The organism is Arthrobacter tecti (assembly GCF_054511355.1).
Genome location: NZ_JBTNCT010000016.1, coordinates 1 through 19607, shown reverse-complemented (window position 1 = coordinate 19607; position 19607 = coordinate 1). Strand labels below are relative to the sequence as shown.

The window sequence follows — 19607 nt, the reverse complement described above, 5'->3', positions numbered from 1 at the left end:
TCCCTTCACGGGTGCTGCCGGATCTAAAGCGGCTACGGGTTGAGGAAGCCGTCAAGGTTGCGGAGGCCGTCGTCACACTCGCGCTGAGCCTGGCTTGTGAGGGCACGCGACGTGCAGTCCTCGTAGCGCTCGGTGACGGGCCAGAGCAGGATGGCCGCTCCGAGTCCGAGGGTCAGGAACAGCGACGCGACGAGGCCCACGGTCGTTGAAACCCGCAGCACCGCCGGAGCCTTCTGCTTCACCAACCCCACGAGTGCCAGGACGCCGACCGTGACTGATGCCAGGCCGAAGAGCAACCCCAACACCTTCCACGGAAGCGGGAAATTGGAAGCCAGCAGGGTGCCGAGGAGCAGGAGCATGAACACGCGGAGCAGCGTGCGGGTCGAATTGTTGCTGCTTTCCGGCTGCTTCGGCTGCTTCGGTGGGGCGGAGGGACCTGGCTGGGTCATGGGTTAACCCTAGGCGTTCCGCGGCGAAGTGCGCGCCCACTTCTGCTCCGGCCAATCCGGCGCTCAAGTCGGGGTCCTCGACCGATACCCACCCTGTTCGAGATCTCGCGGCTCTGCGTTCCGGATGCCGTGAAGTCGCGGCGTGTCGCAGTCCGACTCGCTCTTGCTGCCTCCAAAGCCGCGCGATTGGTGCACCCCAACCGGTGTGGAGCGCTGGCGCTCAAGTCGGGGCCCTCGACCAGTACCCTTGAAGCCATGCGCATAGTTGTCCTTGTTTCCGGGTCCGGGTCCAATCTGCAGGCCGTCATCGACGCAGTGCAGGATGGGGACCTACCCGTCGAGATCGCGGCGGTGGGGGCCGACCGTCCGGAAACCTATGGTGTGGAGCGCGCCGCAGCGGCAGGCATCCCAACCTTCGTGGTGGACTTCAAGTCCCATGCGAGCCGTGCCGAATGGAACGCCGAGCTCACCGCGCGCACGGCCGCCTTCGAACCCGATTACGTCATCTCCTCAGGGTTTATGCGCATCGTTGACCAGCGATTCCTTGACCGTTTCCCCAACCGGTACCTGAATACCCACCCGGCGCTGCTGCCCAGCTTCCCCGGAGCCCACGGTGTACGCGATGCCCTCGCCTACGGCGTGAAAATCACGGGCTGCACGGTGATGATCGCCGACGCGGGCATCGATACCGGACCCATCCTCGCCCAGGCTGCAGTGCCCGTGCTGGAGGGCGACACCGAGGAAACCCTCCACGAACGCATCAAGGTCCAGGAGCGGCTGCTCCTCATCGAAACCCTTCGCGAGCTGGCCCTCACCCCATCCACTCAGCAGCAGCGGTAGCGTCCCTTGCGGGTCGCCCGTTCCGGGCTGAATATGTTGTTGTGGTCACCTGTTGACTCCGTCTTTTCTATGGTTCGTTGAGGCCGTTCAGCAGCCGGGGGCAGGGATCACGTTGTGGGCCGTTCACTGTTGCCGCCGGGGTTTGGCGAGCACGAGGACTAGATTTTCTGGTGTTCCGTGTGGTCCCGCAGGCGGCCACCTTATCCATCCGGCGCAAGCAATAGGGAGGGATCAGGTCATGTTGGCTGAAGCCCGGGACGAGGAAGAGATTATTGAAAGGGTCGCGGCCCTGGACATCGGCAAGGCGGAGGTGGTGTGCTGCGTCCGTCTGCCCGCGCCGGGCGGGACGCGGAAGCGGCTGCAGGAGGTGTCGACGCATTCCACGATGAGCGGTTCGTTGGCGGAACTGGCTAACCATCTGGTTGGCCTGGGAGTCGAGCGGGTGGTGATGGAAGCCACCAGCGATTATTGGAAACCGGTGTTCTACCTGTTCGAGGCGCACGGGCTCCAGCCTTGGTTGGTGAACGCACGCGACGTTAAGCACCTGCCCGGCCGGCCGAAGACCGATAAGCTCGACGCGGTCTGGTTGTGCAAGGTCGCCGAGCGGCAGATGCTGCGGCCGAGCTTCGTTCCGCCGTACCCGATCCGCCGGCTGCGGGATCTGACCCGGTACCGGGTCGACCTGGTCGGAGTGCGCACGGCGGAGGAGAACAGGGTGGAGAAGCTCCTGGAGGATGCCTGCATCAAACTCTCCGTCGTGGCTGCGGGTATCTTCGGGGTCTCCGGCAGGGAGATGATGGCAGCACTGGTCGCCGGTGAGCGAAACCCGCAAACGCTGGCTCAGATGGCGCGGTCGCGGATGCGGGCCAAGATGGGCCTGCTCGAGGAGGCGTTCGCCGGGCGCTTCGATGACCACCACCGGTTCCTGCTGGAGCGGGTGCTGGACCGCGTCGATGCCGCCGAGGCCGATATCGCCGCCTTGGACGCGCAGATCGAGGCCGAACTTGCCCCTTTCGCGGACGCGGCGGCACGCCTTGAGGAGATCCCGGGCATCGGAGCCATGGCCGCCGCGGCCATTATCGCCGAGATCGGGGTGAATATGACCCGCTTCCCGACCGCGGCGCACCTGTGCTCATGGGCTAAATTCGCTCCCGGGATCAACACCTCCGCAGGCAAGACCAAGGGAAACGCCTCTTCCGGGAAAGGCAACCGCTATCTCGCCAGATCCCTCGGGCAGGCTGCCGTGAACGCCGGCAAAACACAGACCTTCCTGGGTGAGCGTTACCGGCGGATCGCCAGGCGACGGGGAAACAAACGCGCCGTCGTCGCCGTCGGACGCTCCATCCTGACCATTATCTGGCACGTCTTGAACGACCCCAACATACGATTCAACGACCTCGGCGTGGATTACTACGCTTGCCACACCAACCCCGAGACCAGCAAACGCAACCACGTCCGCCAGCTCGAAGCCTTGGGCTTCAACGTCACCCTCACACCCGCCGCCTGAATCAACAACCACCTCATCCGCCCGGCGACAGCAGCCGGCCGCGTCTCACCGTGACCACCGATCCACACATGTCACCTCATTTTCGGACTAGAAATAGCTAGGTTCCCCGTCGCAGCCAGTCATTTCTGCTGACTCGTTGCACCTATTCGACAGTAATCACGTTGGTCCGGTGGTCGTAGCTGAGGGTGACCGGGCCGCCGTCGTGCGTTAACGGGATATTCGCACCGCCCGGCGCTCCTCCCGCGCCATAATTCACGTCCCAGGTTCCGTTGAGGGCGGCCTTGAACTCGTAATCGCCGGCAGGGACGTCGACGTTGAGCCGCCAGATCCCATCCGCGGGGTCGAGAGTCAACTGTGCTGCGCCGCATGCAGGCATCCAGTCCTCGGCGCAACCGATCTCCGTGTTGAAGCTGCCAGGCGCTGAAACGGCGTCCGGTTGCTCAAAGCTCTCGCCGACCGTCACAGTGCGTACCTCGCTGTAGATACCGCCCAGCTCCGCGCGGTATCTGATCTCCGTCCCGTCGGGGATGCCCGCGATGTCGTCGAAGGCGGTATAGGCGGGGGAGGAGGTGTCGGTCCCGATCCCGGTCCAGGGACCGCCGTCGATGCTTCGTTCGAGCGTGACCTCATGCGTGGCCTTCTCCGGCTCCGCAACCGCGCGGACCTCCACGGTTCCCTGCACTGAAGCGTTCTCCTGGGGAGATTCAAGGCGTACGACGGCGGCAGGCACCTCCGCCTCGACAACAGGGCTTGCCGCGGTGTGCCGCTTGTTGTCCAGTACCACGGCCCGATACTCCAGGTCTGTTCCGGGGTCGAGCGCCGCGACGTCGTGGAGTACGCGGTACGGCGCATTGTCGTCGGTGCCAATGGGTGTCCACGTGCCGCCGTCCGGCCGTGCCTCGAAGGTGACCTGGTAGAACGAGGAGCCATCGACGTCGGCCTGGACCAGCATCCGCCCGTTGTCCGCCTCAGCCGGTGTGGGCGTATCGAGCGCGATTGCGGGCGCGGCCTTCGAACCGGGGATGCGGCTGACGCCCTCGTACACCACTGCCGAAAGCGGGGGCACGGTCACCTCCAGGGTGCCGTTGCGTTGGCTCTTGAGCTGGCGATCGCCGTCGCCGTACACCTTCTTGAACGGACGCCCAGGCAGGTAGGTGGGGATGCTGGCGGTCTGCTCCTCGGTGCTGTTGTTGAGTGCCACCACATACTCACGCTGCCTGCGCGTATCTATCCGCGAGAAGGCGTAGATTCCCGCACCTTCGGCGGCATACCGGTGTTGGTGTGCGCCGTCGCGGAGGGCGGGGTGGTCCTCCGTCGTCTCTGCGAGCTCCTGGATCTTCCGGTACAGCGGGTGGCTGGTGTCAAAGTTGTCCTCGGCGTGCGTGGACGAAGTTCCCAGCAGGTCGTCATCGAGGTACTCCGGCACCTGGCTCGCGAATAGTGTCTGGCGGGCGTCCTGGTCGCCTCCCGGGCCGGTGAAGCCCTGCTCGTCACCGTAGTAGATCACCGGGTTGCCGCGGGAGAAGTACATGAGCTCGTGGGCCAGGCCGTCGCGGGCAAGCAGCTCGGATTCCGGTGCACCGGGGTTATCAGCGGCGATAAACCCGCCGATTCGCCCCATGTCGTGGTTCCCGAGGAACGTGGGCAGGCTATAGGCGTTCGAATCCGCGTCGGTGTACCAGTCATCTGCGAGGAAGAAATCCTCCAGAGTGCCGGCGTCGGCGCTGCGCGACGCGAATCCGCGGGCTGCATCCTGGAACGGGAAGTCCAGCACCGCCTGCATCGAATTGCGGGTGGTGTACTGGGAAGTGAAGTCCTTGGTGGTGTCGAAGACCTCGCCGAACATGAAGAACTCGTCCTTGCCCTGTTCGCGGGCGAATGCCAGGACGTCAGGCCCGAACTCCTGCCAGAACTCGTCATTGACATGCTTCATGGTGTCGATGCGGAATCCGTCCACGCCGAAGTCCGCGATCCACGTCTGGTAGATCTCCTTCATGCCGTCCACCACGGTGGGGTGTTCGGTGAAGAGGTCATCAAGCCCGAAGAAGTCACCGTAATAGGAATCCTCGCCCGCGAAGGTTGTATCGCCACGGTTGTGGTAGAGCGAGGGATCGTTGAGCCAGGCCGGCACCTTGAGGTTCTCCTCGCCGGCTTCGAGTATGGGTGTGTATGGGAAGGACTCTTCGCTGTCGAGCTCCGGGAAGTCCTCGCTCCCGGCAACATCACGGTCATCGAACTCTTCGCCCGCGGCAGTCCGGTAGGGCTCCCGATCCTTGGCGATGTACGGCATCCGGGCTCCCTCCTCGTAGCCGATGACGTCCGCTGTGTGGTTGGTGATGATGTCGAAGTACACCTTCATGCCCCGCGAGTGGGCCTCATCGATGAGCGCCTTCAGATCTGCGTTGCTGCCCAGATGCGGGTCAATCTGCGTGAAATCGGTGATCCAGTAGCCGTGGTAGCCGGCCGAAGCGTCTGCGGTTTGCACCGCCTTGTTCTTGAAACTCGGCGTCAGCCAGATAGAGGTGGTCCCCAGCCCCTCGATGTAGTCCATTCGCTCCAGCAGGCCCTGGAGGTCACCGCCGTTATAGAACCCTTTACGGGTGGGGTCGAAGCCGGAGACCATCGGATCCGGGCCCAGCCCGCCGTCGTCGTTCGCGGTGGTCCCGTTCTCGAAGCGGTCGGCCATCACGAAGTAGAAATTCTCGTCCGTCACCGGTGCGCGCAACGAAGAGAGGGCCGTTGGTCCGTCAGGTCCCGGTTTGGGTTTGGCCTGCGCTGGAAGGGCGGATCCTGTCGCTGCAAGAACAGCAGCAAGAACGACGACGGCGGCGTTGCGCACCAGCATTGAGACCTCCGGGAGAGTGGATCACCTTAGCGTGTCCCAGCTCACATGGGCTGTCAACTAAAGTGCGGCGCCACGGGTTTCGGGTGCCTTCAGGGCCATCCACAGCACCGCGAGCAGTACCAGCAGCCCAGTTGCCGCGAAGGTCAACGGCAGCCCCAGATACGGCCAGAGCAGCGAGCCGAAGATCAGTGGAACCAGGCCGGCACCGACACGGGAAACCGTTGACGCCCAACCGAATCCCGAACCCCGCAGCTCTGTGGGATAGAGCTCCGACACATAGGTGTAGAGAACCGGGATGGCCACCTGAATGGTGAAGCCGAACGCCAGCAGCCAGAACGTCGCAACAACGGGCAACTCCACGTTGAGGGCGAAGATCACCAGAACGACGGCGGACAGCGGGCCGGACACGGCAAGAATCCACTTTCGCCCCACACGTTCCACCAACAGGGCAGCGGCCACGACGCCAAGGAAACCAATGCCAGTCATACCGGCTGTTGTCAGGAAGGCGACCGACTGCCGGAACCCCGCGGTGATCAGGATCTGGGGCATCCAGGTCAGGGCGCCGTAGTAGACGAGGAGGATGGTCAGGAAGAGACCCCAGGCGGCCAGGGTGATGCGCCAGTTGAACCGCCACAGCGCCGTGAACTGCCCGGTCAGGCCACCGAGCGTGAGCCGAGGGTCGTCACCGGCTTCGGGCAGCCGCCATCGCCGTGCGGTTCCACCCGTGCTCGTAACCAGTTGGTTGATCACGGCCTTCGCCTCGTCAGTTCGTCCACGCTGGACCAGATAGAGGGGCGACTCAGGGACCGACCGCCGCACCCAGAAGACAAGCAATGCCGGAAGCACCATCACCAGCATGAGGTAACGCCAGTCGCCGAAGGCGGCGATGAGTAACGCTGAGACCACACCGCACAGGGCTGCGCCGATGGGCCACCACCCATCCATGGCGGTGAGAACGCGGCCGCGGTGCTTCCTCGGTGTGAACTCGCCGACCAGGGCGTAATCGACCGGGATACAGCCGCCCAGGCCGAAGCCGGCGAGGAACCGGAAGATGCAGAACCAGATGAGGTCCCCGGAGAGTGCGCCCAGCACGGTGAACAGGGAAAAGATCAGCAGCGTAGCCGTGAACGCCTTCTTGCGGCCGATGATGTCGGCGATCGACCCCCACGCAAAAGCGCCCACCGCCATGCCGATCAGATTGGACGTGCCCACCCAGGCAGCCTGCCCCGGCGTCAGGCCCCACTCATCCGAAAGCAACGGAATGAGGTAGCCGTTGAGTGTGACGTCCCAGGCGTCGAACATGAAGCCGAGCCCGCCGATCAGGAAAATCCTGCCCTGCACACGCCAGCGCCACGGCAGATCCTGGACAACCTGGTCGCCGGTGGGAAGTTCGGTGTGGGTGCTCACAAGGGCTCTCTCGCATGGGATCCAACTTTTCGAACACCATACCGCCGCGCACGGACAGTCTTGCTTCGTAACCCGTCTGCCCGGCTGAAAGAGAGCAGCAAGCAGTGTTTTAGACTTGGAACGATCCCACTGCACTCATTCCCTGGAGACCTGCGTGACTTTGACCAACCTTGACCGCGTTCCCATCCGCCGCGCACTGATTTCCGTTTACGACAAGACGGGGCTGGAGGAACTCGCACGGGGGTTGCATTCCGCCGGCGTGCGGATTGTGTCGACCGGGTCCACGGCCAGGAAGATTGCGGCCGCCGGAATCCCGGTGCAGGAAGTCGAGGACGTGACAGGCTCGCCCGAGATGCTGGACGGACGCGTCAAGACCCTCCACCCGCGCGTGCACGGCGGGATACTTGCCGATCGGCGGGTGCCGGCCCACATGGATACGCTTGCGCAGATGGAGATTGAGGCCTTTGACCTGGTGGTGGTGAATCTCTATCCGTTCGTTCACACAGTCAAGTCCGGAGCAGGACAGGACGACGTCGTCGAGCAGATCGACATCGGTGGTCCCGCGATGGTCCGCTCGGCCGCGAAAAACCACGCCGCCGTCGCCATCGTGGTTGATCCCGCGAACTACGGCAGTGTTGTGCAGGCCGCCAGTGAGGGCGGGTTCGATCTGAAGACGCGCCAGCGGCTCGCGGCCCGTGCCTTTGCGCACACAGCGTCCTATGACAATGCGGTGGCCACCTGGACAGCGAGTCAGTTCCTCGACGAAGACGGCGACGGCGTTGTGGACTGGCCCGCCTACGCCGGTCTGGCGCTCGAGCGCTCCGAGGTGCTGCGCTACGGCGAGAACCCGCACCAGCAGGCCGCGCTCTACGTGGACAAGGCCGCTCCGGTGGGAATCGCGCAGGCCGATCAGCTGCACGGCAAGGCGATGAGCTACAACAACTTCGTGGACGCGGACGCCGCCCTGCGTGCCGCTTTCGACTTCACAGAACCCGCCGTCGCCGTCATCAAGCATGCGAACCCCTGCGGTGTTGCCGTCGGCTCCGCAGACGCAGCGGATCCAATCGCCGACGCCCACGCCAAAGCGCATGCCTGTGACCCGGTATCAGCCTTCGGCGGGGTGATTGCGGCCAACCGGACGGTCACGGCAGGCATGGCCCGGACCGTGAAGGACATCTTCACCGAGGTTGTCATCGCCCCGGGGTTCGAGCCGGATGCGGTGGAGATCCTCTCGCAGAAGAAGAACATCCGCCTTCTCGCCCTTCCTGAAGGCTATGACCGGTACCCGACGGAAATCCGGCAGGTCTCCGGCGGAGTCCTCCTTCAGGTCAGCGACACCGTGCAGGCCGATGGCGACAATCCGGAGAACTGGATCCTCGCCGCGGGCGAGCCGGCCGATGAGGCAACCCTCGCCGATCTCGCCTTCGCCTGGACCGCGTGCCGTGCCGCGAAGTCCAACGCAATCCTGCTCGCCCGGGACGGTGCCGCCGTCGGCGTCGGAATGGGACAGGTCAACCGGCTCGATTCCTGCCGTCTCGCAGTGGAGCGGGCCAACACGCTCGCAGGTGTTGGCGAGGAGCGCGCGCGTGGCGCCGTGGCGGCGTCGGACGCGTTCTTCCCCTTCGCAGACGGCCTGCAGATCCTGATCGACGCCGGTGTCCGCGCCGTCGTCCAGCCCGGCGGTTCGGTGCGCGACCAGGAGGTCATCGATGCCGCGACGGCCGCCGGTATCACCATGTACTTCACCGGGGCACGCCACTTCTTTCACTAAACCGGTACGTTAGACACGTTGAAGCACCAACATAATTCAGCACATAAAGACCCTCAGGGAGACGCCTAACAATGGCCAGAATCATCTATACCCACACCGACGAAGCGCCCATGCTGGCCACGTACTCGTTCCTGCCGATCATCGAAGCGTACGCTTCGACGGCGGGTGTGGAGGTGGAAACCCGCGACATCTCACTGGCCGGGCGCATCATCTCGAACTTCAGTGATTATCTGACCGAGGAACAGCGCATCGGCGACGCCTTGGCCGAACTGGGGGAGCTGGCCACAAAGCCGGAGGCCAACATCATCAAGCTGCCCAACATCAGCGCCTCGGTGCCGCAGCTGAAGGCCGCCATCACCGAGCTCCAGGGCCAGGGCTACGCGCTCCCGGACTACCCGGACAGCCCCTCGAGCGACGAGGAAGTGGATGTCCGTGCACGGTATGACAAGATCAAGGGCTCAGCCGTGAACCCTGTGCTGCGTGAGGGCAACTCCGACCGCCGCGCACCCCAGTCGGTGAAGAACTACGCCCGTAAGAACCCGCACACCATGGGTACCTGGTCCGCGGACTCCAAGACCAACGTCGCAACTATGAGCGACGGCGACTTCCGTTCCAACGAGTTGTCCGTGGTGATGAAGGCGGACAGTTCCCTCACCATTCAGCACGTCGCTGAAGACGGCACTGCAACGGTTCTGAAGAAGGCTTTCGGTGTGCTCGCCGGTGAAGTGATCGACGGAACCGTGATGCGCGCGGCAGCGCTCGATCAGTTCCTCGCCGAGCACGTTCAGCTTGCGAAGAACGACGGCGTGCTGTTCTCCGCACACCTGAAGGCAACGATGATGAAGGTCTCGGACCCGATCATCTTCGGCCACATCGTCCGCGCGTTCCTGCCCGAGGTTTTCGCCTCTTACGGCGAGCAGCTCGAGGCTGCAGGCCTTAGCCCGAACAACGGCCTCGGCTCCATCCTGAGCGGGCTGGACAAGCTTCCCGAGGACGTGCGCGGTGAGGTTGAGGCCGCCATCCGCAAGGGGCTCGACGACGGCCCGGCCCTGGCGATGGTCGATTCAGACAAGGGCATCACCAACCTGCACGTGCCCAGCGACGTGATTGTCGACGCCTCCATGCCGGCCATGATCCGCACCTCCGGCCACATGTGGGGCCCGGACGGTCAGGAAGCGGATACCCTCGCAGTCCTGCCGGACAGTTCCTATGCCGGCATCTACCAGGTGGTGCTTGATGACTGCCGCGCCAATGGCGCCTTCGATCCAACCACCATGGGTACCGTTCCGAACGTAGGCCTCATGGCGCAGGCCGCGGAGGAATACGGTAGCCACAACAAGACCTTCGAGATCGAGACCGCCGGTTCGGTCCAGATTCTCGACGGATCAGGCGCAGTGCTGATCGAGCACGAGGTGCAGCCGGGCGACATCTGGCGTGCCTGCCAGACCAAGGACGTTGCCATCCGCGACTGGGTGAAGCTGGCCGTTACCCGCGCCCGCGCCTCCGCTACGCCCGCCGTCTTCTGGCTTGACGAGGACCGCGCTCATGATGCCAACCTCATTGCCAAGGTTCGCGAGTACCTGTTGGACCATGACACGGAGGGACTCCAGCTCGAGATCCTCTCGCCCGTCAAGGCCACCGCCTTCACCCTGGAGCGCATCCGCAAGGGCGAGGACACCATCTCCGTCACCGGAAACGTATTGCGCGACTATCTCACGGACTTGTTCCCCATCCTTGAGCTGGGCACCAGCGCCAAGATGCTGTCCATCGTTCCGTTGATCAACGGTGGCGGCCTGTTCGAGACCGGCGCCGGTGGATCGGCTCCCAAGCACGTGCAGCAGCTGGTCCGCGAGAACCACCTGCGCTGGGACAGCCTGGGTGAGTTCCTCGCCCTCGCCGTGAGCTTCGAGCATCTCGCCACCTCCACCGGCAACGCGAGGGCGCAGATTCTGGCGGACACGCTTGACCGCGCTACCGCCACCTTCCTCCTGGAGAACAAATCGCCCAGCCGTAAGGCCGGCGAACTGGATAACCGCGGCAGCCACTTCTACCTTGCACAGTTCTGGGCAAAGGAGCTGGCCGAGCAGACCGAGGACGCAGAACTGGCAGCTGCGTTCTCCGCCGTCGCGAAGGAACTCACCTCGAACGAAGAAACCATCGTTTCCGAGCTGCTTGCAGTCCAGGGATCACCGGTGGACATAGGTGGCTACTACCGCCCCGACATTGAGAAGGTCGTTTCGGTGATGCGTCCTTCCGCAAAGCTCAACGAGGTTCTGTCCTCGCTTAGCTGATCATCTGCTTTTGAAAGGCCCCGGACTCGCGCAATTCCCCGCGTGAATCCGGGGCTTCTCGCTTGGGCGGGAAAGTTTTTCAGGAGTTAGCCCATCCAAGTGACTATTTACACCGAATTGGGAGCATGCGTTCCTTAATTTCTGGGGAAGCGATCCACAGGGGGTGGTGACAGATGGAACGGCACATTCGCCGAGCTGCCGCTGCCGCCCTGCGCATTTCACTTCTCGGCGGCTGCGGAGCCGTGAGTTTCCTGGCGCTTTCCGCCGCTACAGCAACAGCCGACGACGGCGCCAACGGCCTGTCCGGCGCCCTCACCTCCGTGGTCGAGTCAGTTGCGACTCCCACTGAAGCTGTGTTGGAAGAAGTCGGATCGGCAATGAAGCCGGCGGTTGAAGCGGTGGCGCCGTCGTCGTCGGCTGCTCCGTCAGTGTCCGACATCGTCAGTAACGTACCCGAGCTCATCGGTGAAGTGAGCGTTGCCGAGACAGTTGCACCGGTCACCTCCGTAGTTGATTCGGTGGTGTCCCAGGTTCCGGTGGTCAACCGGGTGGTTCCCGAGGGGACAACTTCACGCGTCACGCAGCCGGTTCTTGAAACGGTGGATGCAACCGTGGCACCAGTGCTTCCGCCGGTTCAGCGGATTCTCACTCCCGTTGTCGATGCCGTAGATCCGGTGATCGAGACAGTGGATCCGGTGGTCGATGTTGTTGAACATGTGGTGACGCCGGTCGTGGATCCTGTTGTGGAAGTCGTGGATCCGGTCGTTGATGTGGTTGAGCCTGTCTCGGATCCTCTTGCACCGGCGGCGCCGGCACCCGATGTTGTCGAACCTGTTGTTCCCGAGGGCGCACCAGTGGCTTCCGAAGTTGATAACGAGCCGACAATGCTTGCTGACTCCAGCAGCGTTTCAGAAGTTTCTGTCACGAAGACATCGGTTGCTGCTGACGATCGTCCGGCGGGTGGGCGCGTAGGTCCGTCGAGCATCACCGTTGGTGGCCCGCCGGTCGACCAGACGTCGTCGTCGATATTTGCCTCCGGTGCCGAGTTTGTTGTTCAGGAAGCTCCTTCGTTGACGCTTTCGGACGTCCAGCCAGCCGCCTCGCCAACGGGTTCGCCGATGGTCAGTTCCGGCACCGGTTCTGCCTCCGCTGGATCTGCTGGGCCAGGCGGCGTTGGTGCTGCTGACATGCCATCCTCATTCGATCCTGCATTTTCGTCGACGGACCCCGGACAGTCCCGCAATTCCGCGGCACTGCCCCAGGGGCCAACTTTCGATCCCGGCTCAACTCCCGATTGATGAGCTCATCGCTGCCCTCCATGCGGTAGCAGACGAGCTTCTGTGGCGCTCGAAGCGCCACGTCAAACATCAATTCAGGAGAAAGCATCATGCAAACGTACATACAACGAGGGATCAAAGTATTCCTGCTAGCCGGGGGAATTCTGGTCCTTGGCGCTGGGGCGGCGTCCGCCGCGGAACCCGGCACAGAAGTACTGGGCGGCGTAAGTGCGCCAGTAAGTGTCAGCGGTAACGCCGTTTCGGTGATTGGGGACGCTTCCTCTGAGGGGTCGACGTCGTCATCGGATGCGGAAGTAGCCGCTGGCAGCGAGGCATCGTCCGGCGAAGACGACTCCCTGCTTGGCGGTGTGACGGCTGTGGTTGAGGCTGTGGCGCCCGTGAATGTCAGCGGTAACGCGGTTTCGGTGATTGGTGATTCCTCGACTGAGGGCTCGGATGCGGCTGCTGGTGGTTCTACCTCTGGCGGTGGCGGTGTTGCCGGTTCGGAATCCGGTGGTTCGGATGACGGTCTGGTCGGTGATGTGACGGCTGTGATTGAGGCTGTGGCGCCGGTGAATGTCAGCGGTAATGCGGTGTCGGTGGTTGGGGATTCGTCGACTGAGGGCTCGGATGCGGCGGCTGGCGGTTCGATCTCAGGTGGTGCTGTTGTCGGTTCGGAATCCGGTGGTTCGGATGATTCGCTGCTTGGCGGTGTGACGGCTGTGGTTGAGGCTGTGGCGCCGGTGAATGTTGGCGGTAACGCGGTTTCGGTGATTGGTGATTCCTCGACTGACGGTCCGGATGCGGCGGCTGGTGGTTCTACTTCCGGTGGTGCTGTTGCCGGTTCGGAATCCGGCGGTTCGGATGGTTCGCTGATCGGTGATGTGACGGCTGTGGTTGAGGCTGTGGCGCCGGTGAATGTTGGCGGGAACGCGGTTTCGGTGATTGGTGATTCCTCGACTGAGGGCTCGGATGCGGCTGCTGGTGGTTCTACCTCTGGCGGTGGCGGTGTTGCCGGTTCGGAATCCGGTGGTTCGGATGATTCGCTGGTCGGTGATGTGACGGTTGTGGTTGAGGCTGTGGCGCCGGTGAATGTTGGCGGGAACGCGGTTTCGGTGATTGGTGATTCCTCGACTGACGGTTCGGATGCGGCGGCTGGTGGTGCAACCTCCGGTGGTGCCGACAGCAGTTCGGAAGGCAGCGCCGATGACGGTTTGCTCGGGGACATCGGACTTGATCTCGGCGCTATCGCACCTGTCAATGTTGGGTGCAATGCCGTGTCGGTGATTGGCGACAGCTCATCTTCGAACTGCGAATCAGCGGCAACTGCCAATGGTGGCTCGTCGGGAAGTAATGACGGTGACTCTGCTGGCGGTGGTTCGGATGATTCCCTCGTGGGGGACGTCATCGGGGACGTTGACGCTGTTATCCCCGTGAACGTTGGGTGCAATGCCGTGTCGGTGATTGGCGACAGCTCATCTTCGAACTGCGAATCAGCGGCAACTGCTGAGAATGGTTCATCTGACGGAACCGAGGGCACTGTCGACGACGGATTGCTTGGGGACATCGGTGTGGATCTCGGCGCAATTATTCCCATCAACATTGGGTGCAATGCCGTGTCGGTGATTGGCGACAGCTCCACCTCCGATTGCGGTTCAGCTGCAGGAAACCCGACGGATCCGACGGACCCAACCGATCCCACGGATCCGACGGACCCCACGGACCCTACTGACCCTACGGATCCCACGGACCCAACGGATCCAACGGATCCAACGGATCCAACGGATCCAACGGATCCCACGGACCCCACTAATCCGACGGACCCAACCGATCCCCAGGGACCGACCACGGGTGATGACGGCAACGGGACTGACGGCCCGGCTACGGGTGATGACGGCAACGGGACGCCCGGTGCCGGAACCGACAACGGCAACGGCAACGGCACCGACTCCAGGATTGTGCTGGCCAGCGCAGGCGTCACGGCCGGCGCAGGCGTCGCGGACCGCGCCGTAACGAACGCAACGAACGCTGCGGGCACAGCGGCCCGCGGCGGTCTCGCTCAGACCGGCGTCGATTCGTCGCTGTTGCTTCTGATGTCAGGCCTGCTCGTCGTAGGCGGCGTTGCTCTGGTCTCACGCCGGGTTCGCACCGCGCGGATCTAATGGCGAAGGCAAGTTGGCCGGAGCAGATCGAGCTCCGGCCAACTTACTGCGCCAGAAGCCGCCGTCTATTAAGAGGCCGAGCACGGAGCCAAACCGAACCTTAGGTGCCTGGCGTAACAATTCCTGACTGAGTAAGTTGCGCGGAAATGTTCGTGTTACTGCTTGAACCATGGATTCGCAACGCCCCGCTGTGTCGTCAGAGGAACGCAACGCCCGCATAGCCGTCACCCTATTTCCGCTGCTGGTTCTGGGCGGAGGCGCGGTAGCTCTGCTGATGCCAACGGCGTTCACAGGATTGGCTCCCGCAATCAACCCACTGCTGGGCGTCATCATGTTCGGGATGGGCCTGACGCTTACTCCGCCGGATTTCGCACTGATTGCCAGGCGACCTATCCCGGTGGTGATTGGCGTCGTCGCTCAGTTCCTCGTGATGCCGCTGCTGGGACTCCTGGTCGCCTCCGTCCTCGGACTTCCTGCCGCGCTGGCGGCCGGTGTGATTCTGGTCGGCTGCTGCCCTGGCGGCACGGCGTCGAACGTTGTGTCCTATCTCGCGAAGGGTGATGTGGCACTGTCCGTCGCGATGACAACCGTGTCGACGCTGCTGGCTCCGATATTCACGCCGCTGCTGACCCTTTGGCTAGCCGGACAATACCTCCCGGTCGACGCCGGCTCCATGGCATGGTCCATCGTGCAGATTGTGCTGATCCCCGTTGCGCTCGGCCTGGCCGCGCGCCTGCTCCTTCCACGGCTCGTGGCGGCGGCACTGCCTGTCTTGCCCTGGATCTCGGTCTCAGCCATCACGCTCGTGGTCATGGCGGTAGTAGGTCTGAGCGCGGACGCCATCTTCTCCGCAGGCCTTCTAGTACTCCTCGCGGTGATCCTCCACAACGGGCTCGGCTATGCGCTCGGGTATACCGCGGCCCGGCTGTTCAAGCTCCCTGTTCCAGCCCGCCGCACAACTGCCGTCGAGGTCGGAATGCAGAACTCGGGCCTGGCCGCGGGGCTGGCACGCACGCACATGACACCGGAATCGGCTCTTCCGGCAGCCATCTTCTCGGTGTGGCACAACGTCTCCGGTGCGCTGCTGGCAGCATACTGGCGCCGCCGGGGCCCGGCTGACGAGGTGCAGCCAGCACACGAAGCGGGCGTCGCCAGCTGAGGCGATCGGCGCCCGCTCGTGCGGTTCGCCCGCTTACCGGTTGTCGTTGGCGTAGCGAACGCCGAGCTGTGCCCTGACGCCGTCGAACATGCGCATGGTGTCGAGGGTGTGCTGCAGTGGCATGGTGGGGCTCTCCAGGAGTCCTGACTGGATGCAGCGCGTGGTCTCGCGCAGCTCGTACGCGTACCCGTTGCCTACCCGTTCGAACTCCTCCACCCGTGATTCCCCTTTGAAGGCCTGAATGACGAGTTCCCGCGGGTTATGAAGCGGAGACGATGTCCGCAGCCACCCCCTGCTGCCGGCGACAGTGGCCTGGCTGGGGCCGGAAGCCACCAATGACGACGACAGCTGGGCCTGCGCCCCGCTCGCGTAAGTGAGGGTGAGCGCATTTTGTGCGTCGACGCCGTCGTCGTTCAGTGTGGCTTCCGCGGAGACTGACGTCGGGAAGCCCAAGGCGCCAAGTGCCCATGTCGTCGGGTAGATGGTGAGGTCGAGGAGGGCGCCGCCGCCTGCCAGCGGGTCCCACAGGCGGGCGGCCGGGTCATAGGTCGAGGGGAAGCCGAGGTCGGCCTGTACCCAGCCGATTTCTCCGAGTTCGCCGGAGTGAATGATTTCCCAGGCACGGTTGAGGCTCGGCAGGAAGCGCGACCAGACCGCCTCCATGAGGAACAGGCCCTTCTCACGCGCCAGGTCGATGAGTTCTTCAGCCTCTCGCGCGTTGACGGTGAAGGCCTTCTCACAGAGCACATGCTTACCCGCCGTCAACGCAGCCTTGCACACCTCGAAGTGCTGCCCGTGCGGGGTGGCTACGTACACCACGTCCACCTCCGGGTCCTGGGCGAGGAGAGCTCGAAGCCGCGGGCGCCGCCGTCGTCGTAATGGGCGGTCTTGAAGCCGTGAGCTTCCGCGAAAGCACGCGCCCGTTCTTCACTGCGGGAACTGACCGCCTGCAGTACGGCGTCCTCGAGCTGCGCCAGATCCTCTGTCACCGATCGCGCAATGCCGCCGGTCGCTACAACGCCCCACCGCAACGGTTCTCCGGTGGCGGTGAGAGGGGAGGGCGCACCGGGCTCGGCGCATGGCGGCACAGGGAAGCGGATGTCAGTTGTCATCTCCTCATACTTCCCAATGCTTCCGGTCGCGTCCACCCGTTACGTCGCGCGAACCGTCGCCGCAGACCTCCTCCGCAGCACCAGCGGCAGCACGCTCAGGAAGCACAGCACCGTCATCGCGAGAATCAGCATGCGGTAATCGATGATGCTCAGCAGCGCTGCCGCGAGAACGGATGCGCCCACTTGCGGGACGTTGATCATCATGTTGGTGGCAGCGGAGGTGCGTCCCTGCATCGCGGGCGGGGTTTCCTGCTGGCGCAGGGTAACGAAGGCGATGATCGCCCACGGAACGCCGATACCCAGCAACACCGTTGAGCCAAGAACCACGCCGAGCACGGGCACGCCGGAGCCGAGGACCGCCACGCTGAGCAGCAGGATCCCGACGACGATCGTCCGTCGGATGCCCAGCCGCCGGATGACCATGCTCGCGGTAAGCCCGCCAACTACTGACATCAGGCCCTGGCAGCTGATGAGCACGCTGAGGAACTCCGGCGGCATGCCAAGGCCCTGTTCGGTGGTTGCGAAGATGGTGACGTTCAGGACGCCGGTCGCTCCGACGGCGATGACCAGCGTCAGCAGAGCCGGGCGGAGCAGTGCGTGCGCGAACAGGAACCGGAAACCTGCGGTGCTGGTTCCCCAGAAGGACTCCAGCCCGCGCTCGTGCACCGATTCGGCGACCCGCAGCCTACTGAGTACGGCTGCGGCAACGAGGAACGACACACAGGTCATCCCCACCACCCAGTCCATTCCCCAGAGCCCCAGGATCCCCGCACCAATCAGCGGCGACACAATACGCAGCCCCTGATCGATGCTGCTGAGCATCCCGTTGGCGGGGGCGAGCATGCGGTCCGGCACCAGGTCCCGCAGCACACCGGATTGGGCCGCCGCGGTCACATAGGACGCGTTCGCGTAGACAAAGATCACCACGTAGATCAGCCAGAGGTGGTCTGCGGAGCGCACCAGCAGCAGGGCCAGTACGACGACGGCGGCAGCCACGTTGGTCACGGCCAGCACCGGCACCCGTCGGAAGCGGTCGGCGAGCTGCCCGGTCAGCGGAGCCAGCAGTGCCGGGAGTCCCAGCGCTGCGAAGACCAGCCCCGCTGCGGCGTCGCTTCCGGTGAGCTGCTTCACCCAGATTGCGGCGGTGAGATAGAGCGCGGAGTCACCGAAGTTGCTGAAGATCCAGGCCAGACCGAGCCGCCGGAAGGCCGGTGTACGCAAAACCCCGCGGTTGGTCGCGACGTCGGCGTGGGGCTGTACGTCGGCGCTCATGTCGTCTGCTCGGGATTGCCTGGTTCGGCCCCGCCGCGGTCAGGCTCTATGTTGAGTACCGCGAAGATCTGGACGGGAAGCGAGCCTTCGGGACGCTGCTCGGGGTGTTGCCACCGGCCGTCGAAGCGACGGCTGAGCTCCAGAAGATCATCGCGGAACTTCCGGATTTCCTCGTGGGTGGCGTAGAAACTTGAGCGCATGATCGAGGCGACATCGATGTCCTCCACGGGCAGCTGGGGAGCCCGTTGCAGCCACGACTGGATGCGGTCCGCCTGGCGGTGTACGTGAATGCTGGCCATCGCCGATACCGCGTGGACCGAGCCCGGAGCATTCCTATCGATGACCTGCGAGCGGCTGTGCGAAACCGACTTCCAGGGTTTCTCGCGTCCAGGCCGGCCAACCTGCTCGATGTAGCCGTGCTTGGCGAGCATGCGCAGGTGGTAGGAGCAGCTCGCGACCGATTCTCCGATTGCCGCAGCGCACTCTGTGGCGGTCGCCTCGCCTTTGTCATCCAGCACGTCGAGCAGTTCGAGGCGCACGGGGTGCGCCAGGGCCCGGATGCGAACGGGGTCGCTGACAACCAGCTCATCTGCTGGCCCGCGGTAGGTGACGCCGTCAGGGAAAGTGCGGGCGCCGTCGTCGTTGGTCATGACACCCAGTATGGCTATCTAAAGATCTCTTTAGCAAGAGTTCTTTAGAATCATTTCTCGAGTGTTGCACGGTGTGCTGCGGCAAGCTCCTGATAGCGGGCGGCATTCTGCTTCACACCCTCCAGTTCCTCGTCGCTCAGTTCCCGCCGCACCTTGGCGGGCACTCCCGCCACCAGCGAGCGTGGCGGTACCTGCGTTCCTTCGAGTACGACGGCGCCCGCGGCCACGAGCGATCCCTCGCCGATACTCGCTCCGTTCATGACGGTGGCGCTCATGCCGATGAGGCAGTCGTTCCCGATGGTGCATCCGTGGACCACGGCGCTGTGTCCGATGCTCACGCGGTCGCCGACCGTCGTCGGGAAGCCGGGATCGGCGTGGAGGACGACGTTGTCCTGGAGGTTCGTGCCTTCGCCGACGGAGATCGACTCGGTGTCCGCGCGAACGGAGACACCGTAAAAGGCGCTGGAGTTTTTACCGAGCCTGGCGTCTCCGATTATCGATGCGGTCGGTGCGACGAAAACGGACTCCGCGATGGACGGTGTGTGGCCTGCGAATGTGATGATGTGTCCCATGCGCCCAGCGTATCCGGTGCCAAATTTCGGTCGATATCGTCAATCTCGCCACATCTTCTGACGCAAATGGCGATTTCGACCGAAATTGCGAGGGCGGGCAGTGGGTGACTATGAACTGGCACGACTTGTCCTGCACACACTCGCGTTGTCAGGCGAGTTGTCCACATACATCCGGCGATTCACTAGTGTCCTGCGCCGGTAGTTCGTTGCATTAGTCGTGATAGGGATTCCAGGATCTCATCGGCGGTCTTGGTCCACACGTAGGGTTGCGGGTCCTCGTTCCAGGCTTTCAC

General features: G+C 63.8%; 13 protein-coding genes and 1 pseudogene. 7 read left to right on the top strand and 7 right to left on the bottom strand.

What is annotated here, in order from left to right; translation table 11 throughout:
• Window positions 1-32: 32 nt before the first annotated feature.
• On the bottom strand, window positions 33-449 hold the full coding sequence (locus ACX80C_RS15310) for a hypothetical protein (protein ID WP_459327315.1): 417 nt from the start codon (window positions 447-449) through the stop codon (window positions 33-35).
• A 255-nt stretch (window positions 450-704) separates the two neighbouring features.
• On the opposite strand from ACX80C_RS15310, the gene purN reads away from it, so the two are divergent.
• Together purN and ACX80C_RS15300 are read left to right on the top strand one after the other, a co-directional pair.
• Entirely contained in the window at window positions 705-1289 is a 585-nt protein-coding gene (gene purN, locus ACX80C_RS15305) for a phosphoribosylglycinamide formyltransferase (protein ID WP_459327314.1), read from the top strand.
• 238 nt (window positions 1290-1527) lie between these two features.
• Complete coding sequence (locus ACX80C_RS15300; protein ID WP_459327313.1) at window positions 1528-2796, top strand: IS110 family RNA-guided transposase; 1269 nt, start codon at window positions 1528-1530, stop codon at window positions 2794-2796.
• A 142-nt stretch (window positions 2797-2938) separates the two neighbouring features.
• Here the strand turns inward: ACX80C_RS15300 and ACX80C_RS15295 are convergent, their stop codons facing one another.
• A complete protein-coding gene (locus tag ACX80C_RS15295) occupies window positions 2939-5641 on the bottom strand; it encodes an alpha-amylase family glycosyl hydrolase (RefSeq protein WP_459327312.1) in 2703 nt (900 codons plus the stop codon).
• A gap of 57 nt (window positions 5642-5698) precedes the next feature.
• The gene (locus ACX80C_RS15290) at window positions 5699-7048 is read right to left on the bottom strand and encodes an MFS transporter (protein WP_459327311.1); all 1350 of its coding nucleotides are present in this window, start codon (window positions 7046-7048) and stop codon (window positions 5699-5701) included.
• A 154-nt stretch (window positions 7049-7202) separates the two neighbouring features.
• Between ACX80C_RS15290 and purH the strand changes: the two genes are divergently transcribed.
• The 5 genes from purH to ACX80C_RS15265 all read left to right on the top strand — a co-directional run bounded on the left by purH (window position 7203) and on the right by ACX80C_RS15265 (window position 15708).
• Window positions 7203-8819, top strand: a complete 1617-nt coding sequence (gene purH, locus ACX80C_RS15285; protein WP_459327310.1) for a bifunctional phosphoribosylaminoimidazolecarboxamide formyltransferase/IMP cyclohydrolase — start codon at window positions 7203-7205, stop codon at window positions 8817-8819.
• Between the two features lie 71 nt (window positions 8820-8890).
• The gene (locus ACX80C_RS15280; RefSeq protein ID WP_459327309.1) at window positions 8891-11110 is read left to right on the top strand and encodes an NADP-dependent isocitrate dehydrogenase; all 2220 of its coding nucleotides are present in this window, start codon (window positions 8891-8893) and stop codon (window positions 11108-11110) included.
• A gap of 173 nt (window positions 11111-11283) precedes the next feature.
• Window positions 11284-12408: a hypothetical protein gene (locus tag ACX80C_RS15275; protein WP_459327308.1), complete on the top strand. Its 1125-nt coding sequence runs from the start codon at window positions 11284-11286 to the stop codon at window positions 12406-12408.
• 89 nt (window positions 12409-12497) lie between these two features.
• Window positions 12498-14549, top strand: coding sequence for a beta strand repeat-containing protein (locus tag ACX80C_RS15270; protein WP_459327307.1), 2052 nt, complete (start codon window positions 12498-12500; stop codon window positions 14547-14549).
• Window positions 14550-14718: 169 nt separating this feature from the next.
• Window positions 14719-15708 (top strand): bile acid:sodium symporter family protein, encoded by a 990-nt coding sequence (locus ACX80C_RS15265; protein WP_459327306.1) that lies wholly within the window; start codon window positions 14719-14721, stop codon window positions 15706-15708.
• 33 nt (window positions 15709-15741) lie between these two features.
• Here the strand turns inward: ACX80C_RS15265 and ACX80C_RS15260 are convergent.
• The 4 genes and pseudogenes from ACX80C_RS15260 to ACX80C_RS15245 all read right to left on the bottom strand — a co-directional run bounded on the left by ACX80C_RS15260 (window position 15742) and on the right by ACX80C_RS15245 (window position 19314).
• A pseudogene (locus ACX80C_RS15260) lies at window positions 15742-16820 on the bottom strand (Gfo/Idh/MocA family protein).
• A 39-nt stretch (window positions 16821-16859) separates the two neighbouring features.
• On the bottom strand, window positions 16860-18092 hold the full coding sequence (locus tag ACX80C_RS15255; RefSeq protein WP_459327305.1) for an MFS transporter: 1233 nt from the start codon (window positions 18090-18092) through the stop codon (window positions 16860-16862).
• The gene (locus tag ACX80C_RS15250) at window positions 18089-18742 is read right to left on the bottom strand and encodes a winged helix-turn-helix domain-containing protein (protein WP_459327304.1); all 654 of its coding nucleotides are present in this window, start codon (window positions 18740-18742) and stop codon (window positions 18089-18091) included. Before ACX80C_RS15250 ends, ACX80C_RS15255 begins: the two co-directional genes overlap by 4 nt.
• A gap of 50 nt (window positions 18743-18792) precedes the next feature.
• The gene (locus ACX80C_RS15245; RefSeq protein ID WP_459327303.1) at window positions 18793-19314 is read right to left on the bottom strand and encodes a gamma carbonic anhydrase family protein; all 522 of its coding nucleotides are present in this window, start codon (window positions 19312-19314) and stop codon (window positions 18793-18795) included.
• Between the last annotated feature and the right edge of the window lie 293 nt (window positions 19315-19607).

Bases quoted from the DNA above. Each gene is read 5' to 3' on its own strand.
- ACX80C_RS15310 (WP_459327315.1), bottom strand. From the start codon at position 449: ATGACCCAGCCAGGTCCCTCCGCCCCACCGAAGCAGCCGAAGCAGCCG.
- purN (WP_459327314.1), top strand. From the start codon at position 705: ATGCGCATAGTTGTCCTTGTTTCCGGGTCCGGGTCCAATCTGCAGGCC.
- ACX80C_RS15300 (WP_459327313.1), top strand. From the start codon at position 1,528: ATGTTGGCTGAAGCCCGGGACGAGGAAGAGATTATTGAAAGGGTCGCG.
- ACX80C_RS15295 (WP_459327312.1), bottom strand. From the start codon at position 5,641: ATGCTGGTGCGCAACGCCGCCGTCGTCGTTCTTGCTGCTGTTCTTGCA.
- ACX80C_RS15280 (WP_459327309.1), top strand. From the start codon at position 8,891: ATGGCCAGAATCATCTATACCCACACCGACGAAGCGCCCATGCTGGCC.
- ACX80C_RS15275 (WP_459327308.1), top strand. From the start codon at position 11,284: ATGGAACGGCACATTCGCCGAGCTGCCGCTGCCGCCCTGCGCATTTCA.
- ACX80C_RS15270 (WP_459327307.1), top strand. From the start codon at position 12,498: ATGCAAACGTACATACAACGAGGGATCAAAGTATTCCTGCTAGCCGGG.
- ACX80C_RS15265 (WP_459327306.1), top strand. From the start codon at position 14,719: ATGGATTCGCAACGCCCCGCTGTGTCGTCAGAGGAACGCAACGCCCGC.
- ACX80C_RS15255 (WP_459327305.1), bottom strand. From the start codon at position 18,092: ATGAGCGCCGACGTACAGCCCCACGCCGACGTCGCGACCAACCGCGGG.
- ACX80C_RS15250 (WP_459327304.1), bottom strand. From the start codon at position 18,742: ATGACCAACGACGACGGCGCCCGCACTTTCCCTGACGGCGTCACCTAC.
- ACX80C_RS15245 (WP_459327303.1), bottom strand. From the start codon at position 19,314: ATGGGACACATCATCACATTCGCAGGCCACACACCGTCCATCGCGGAG.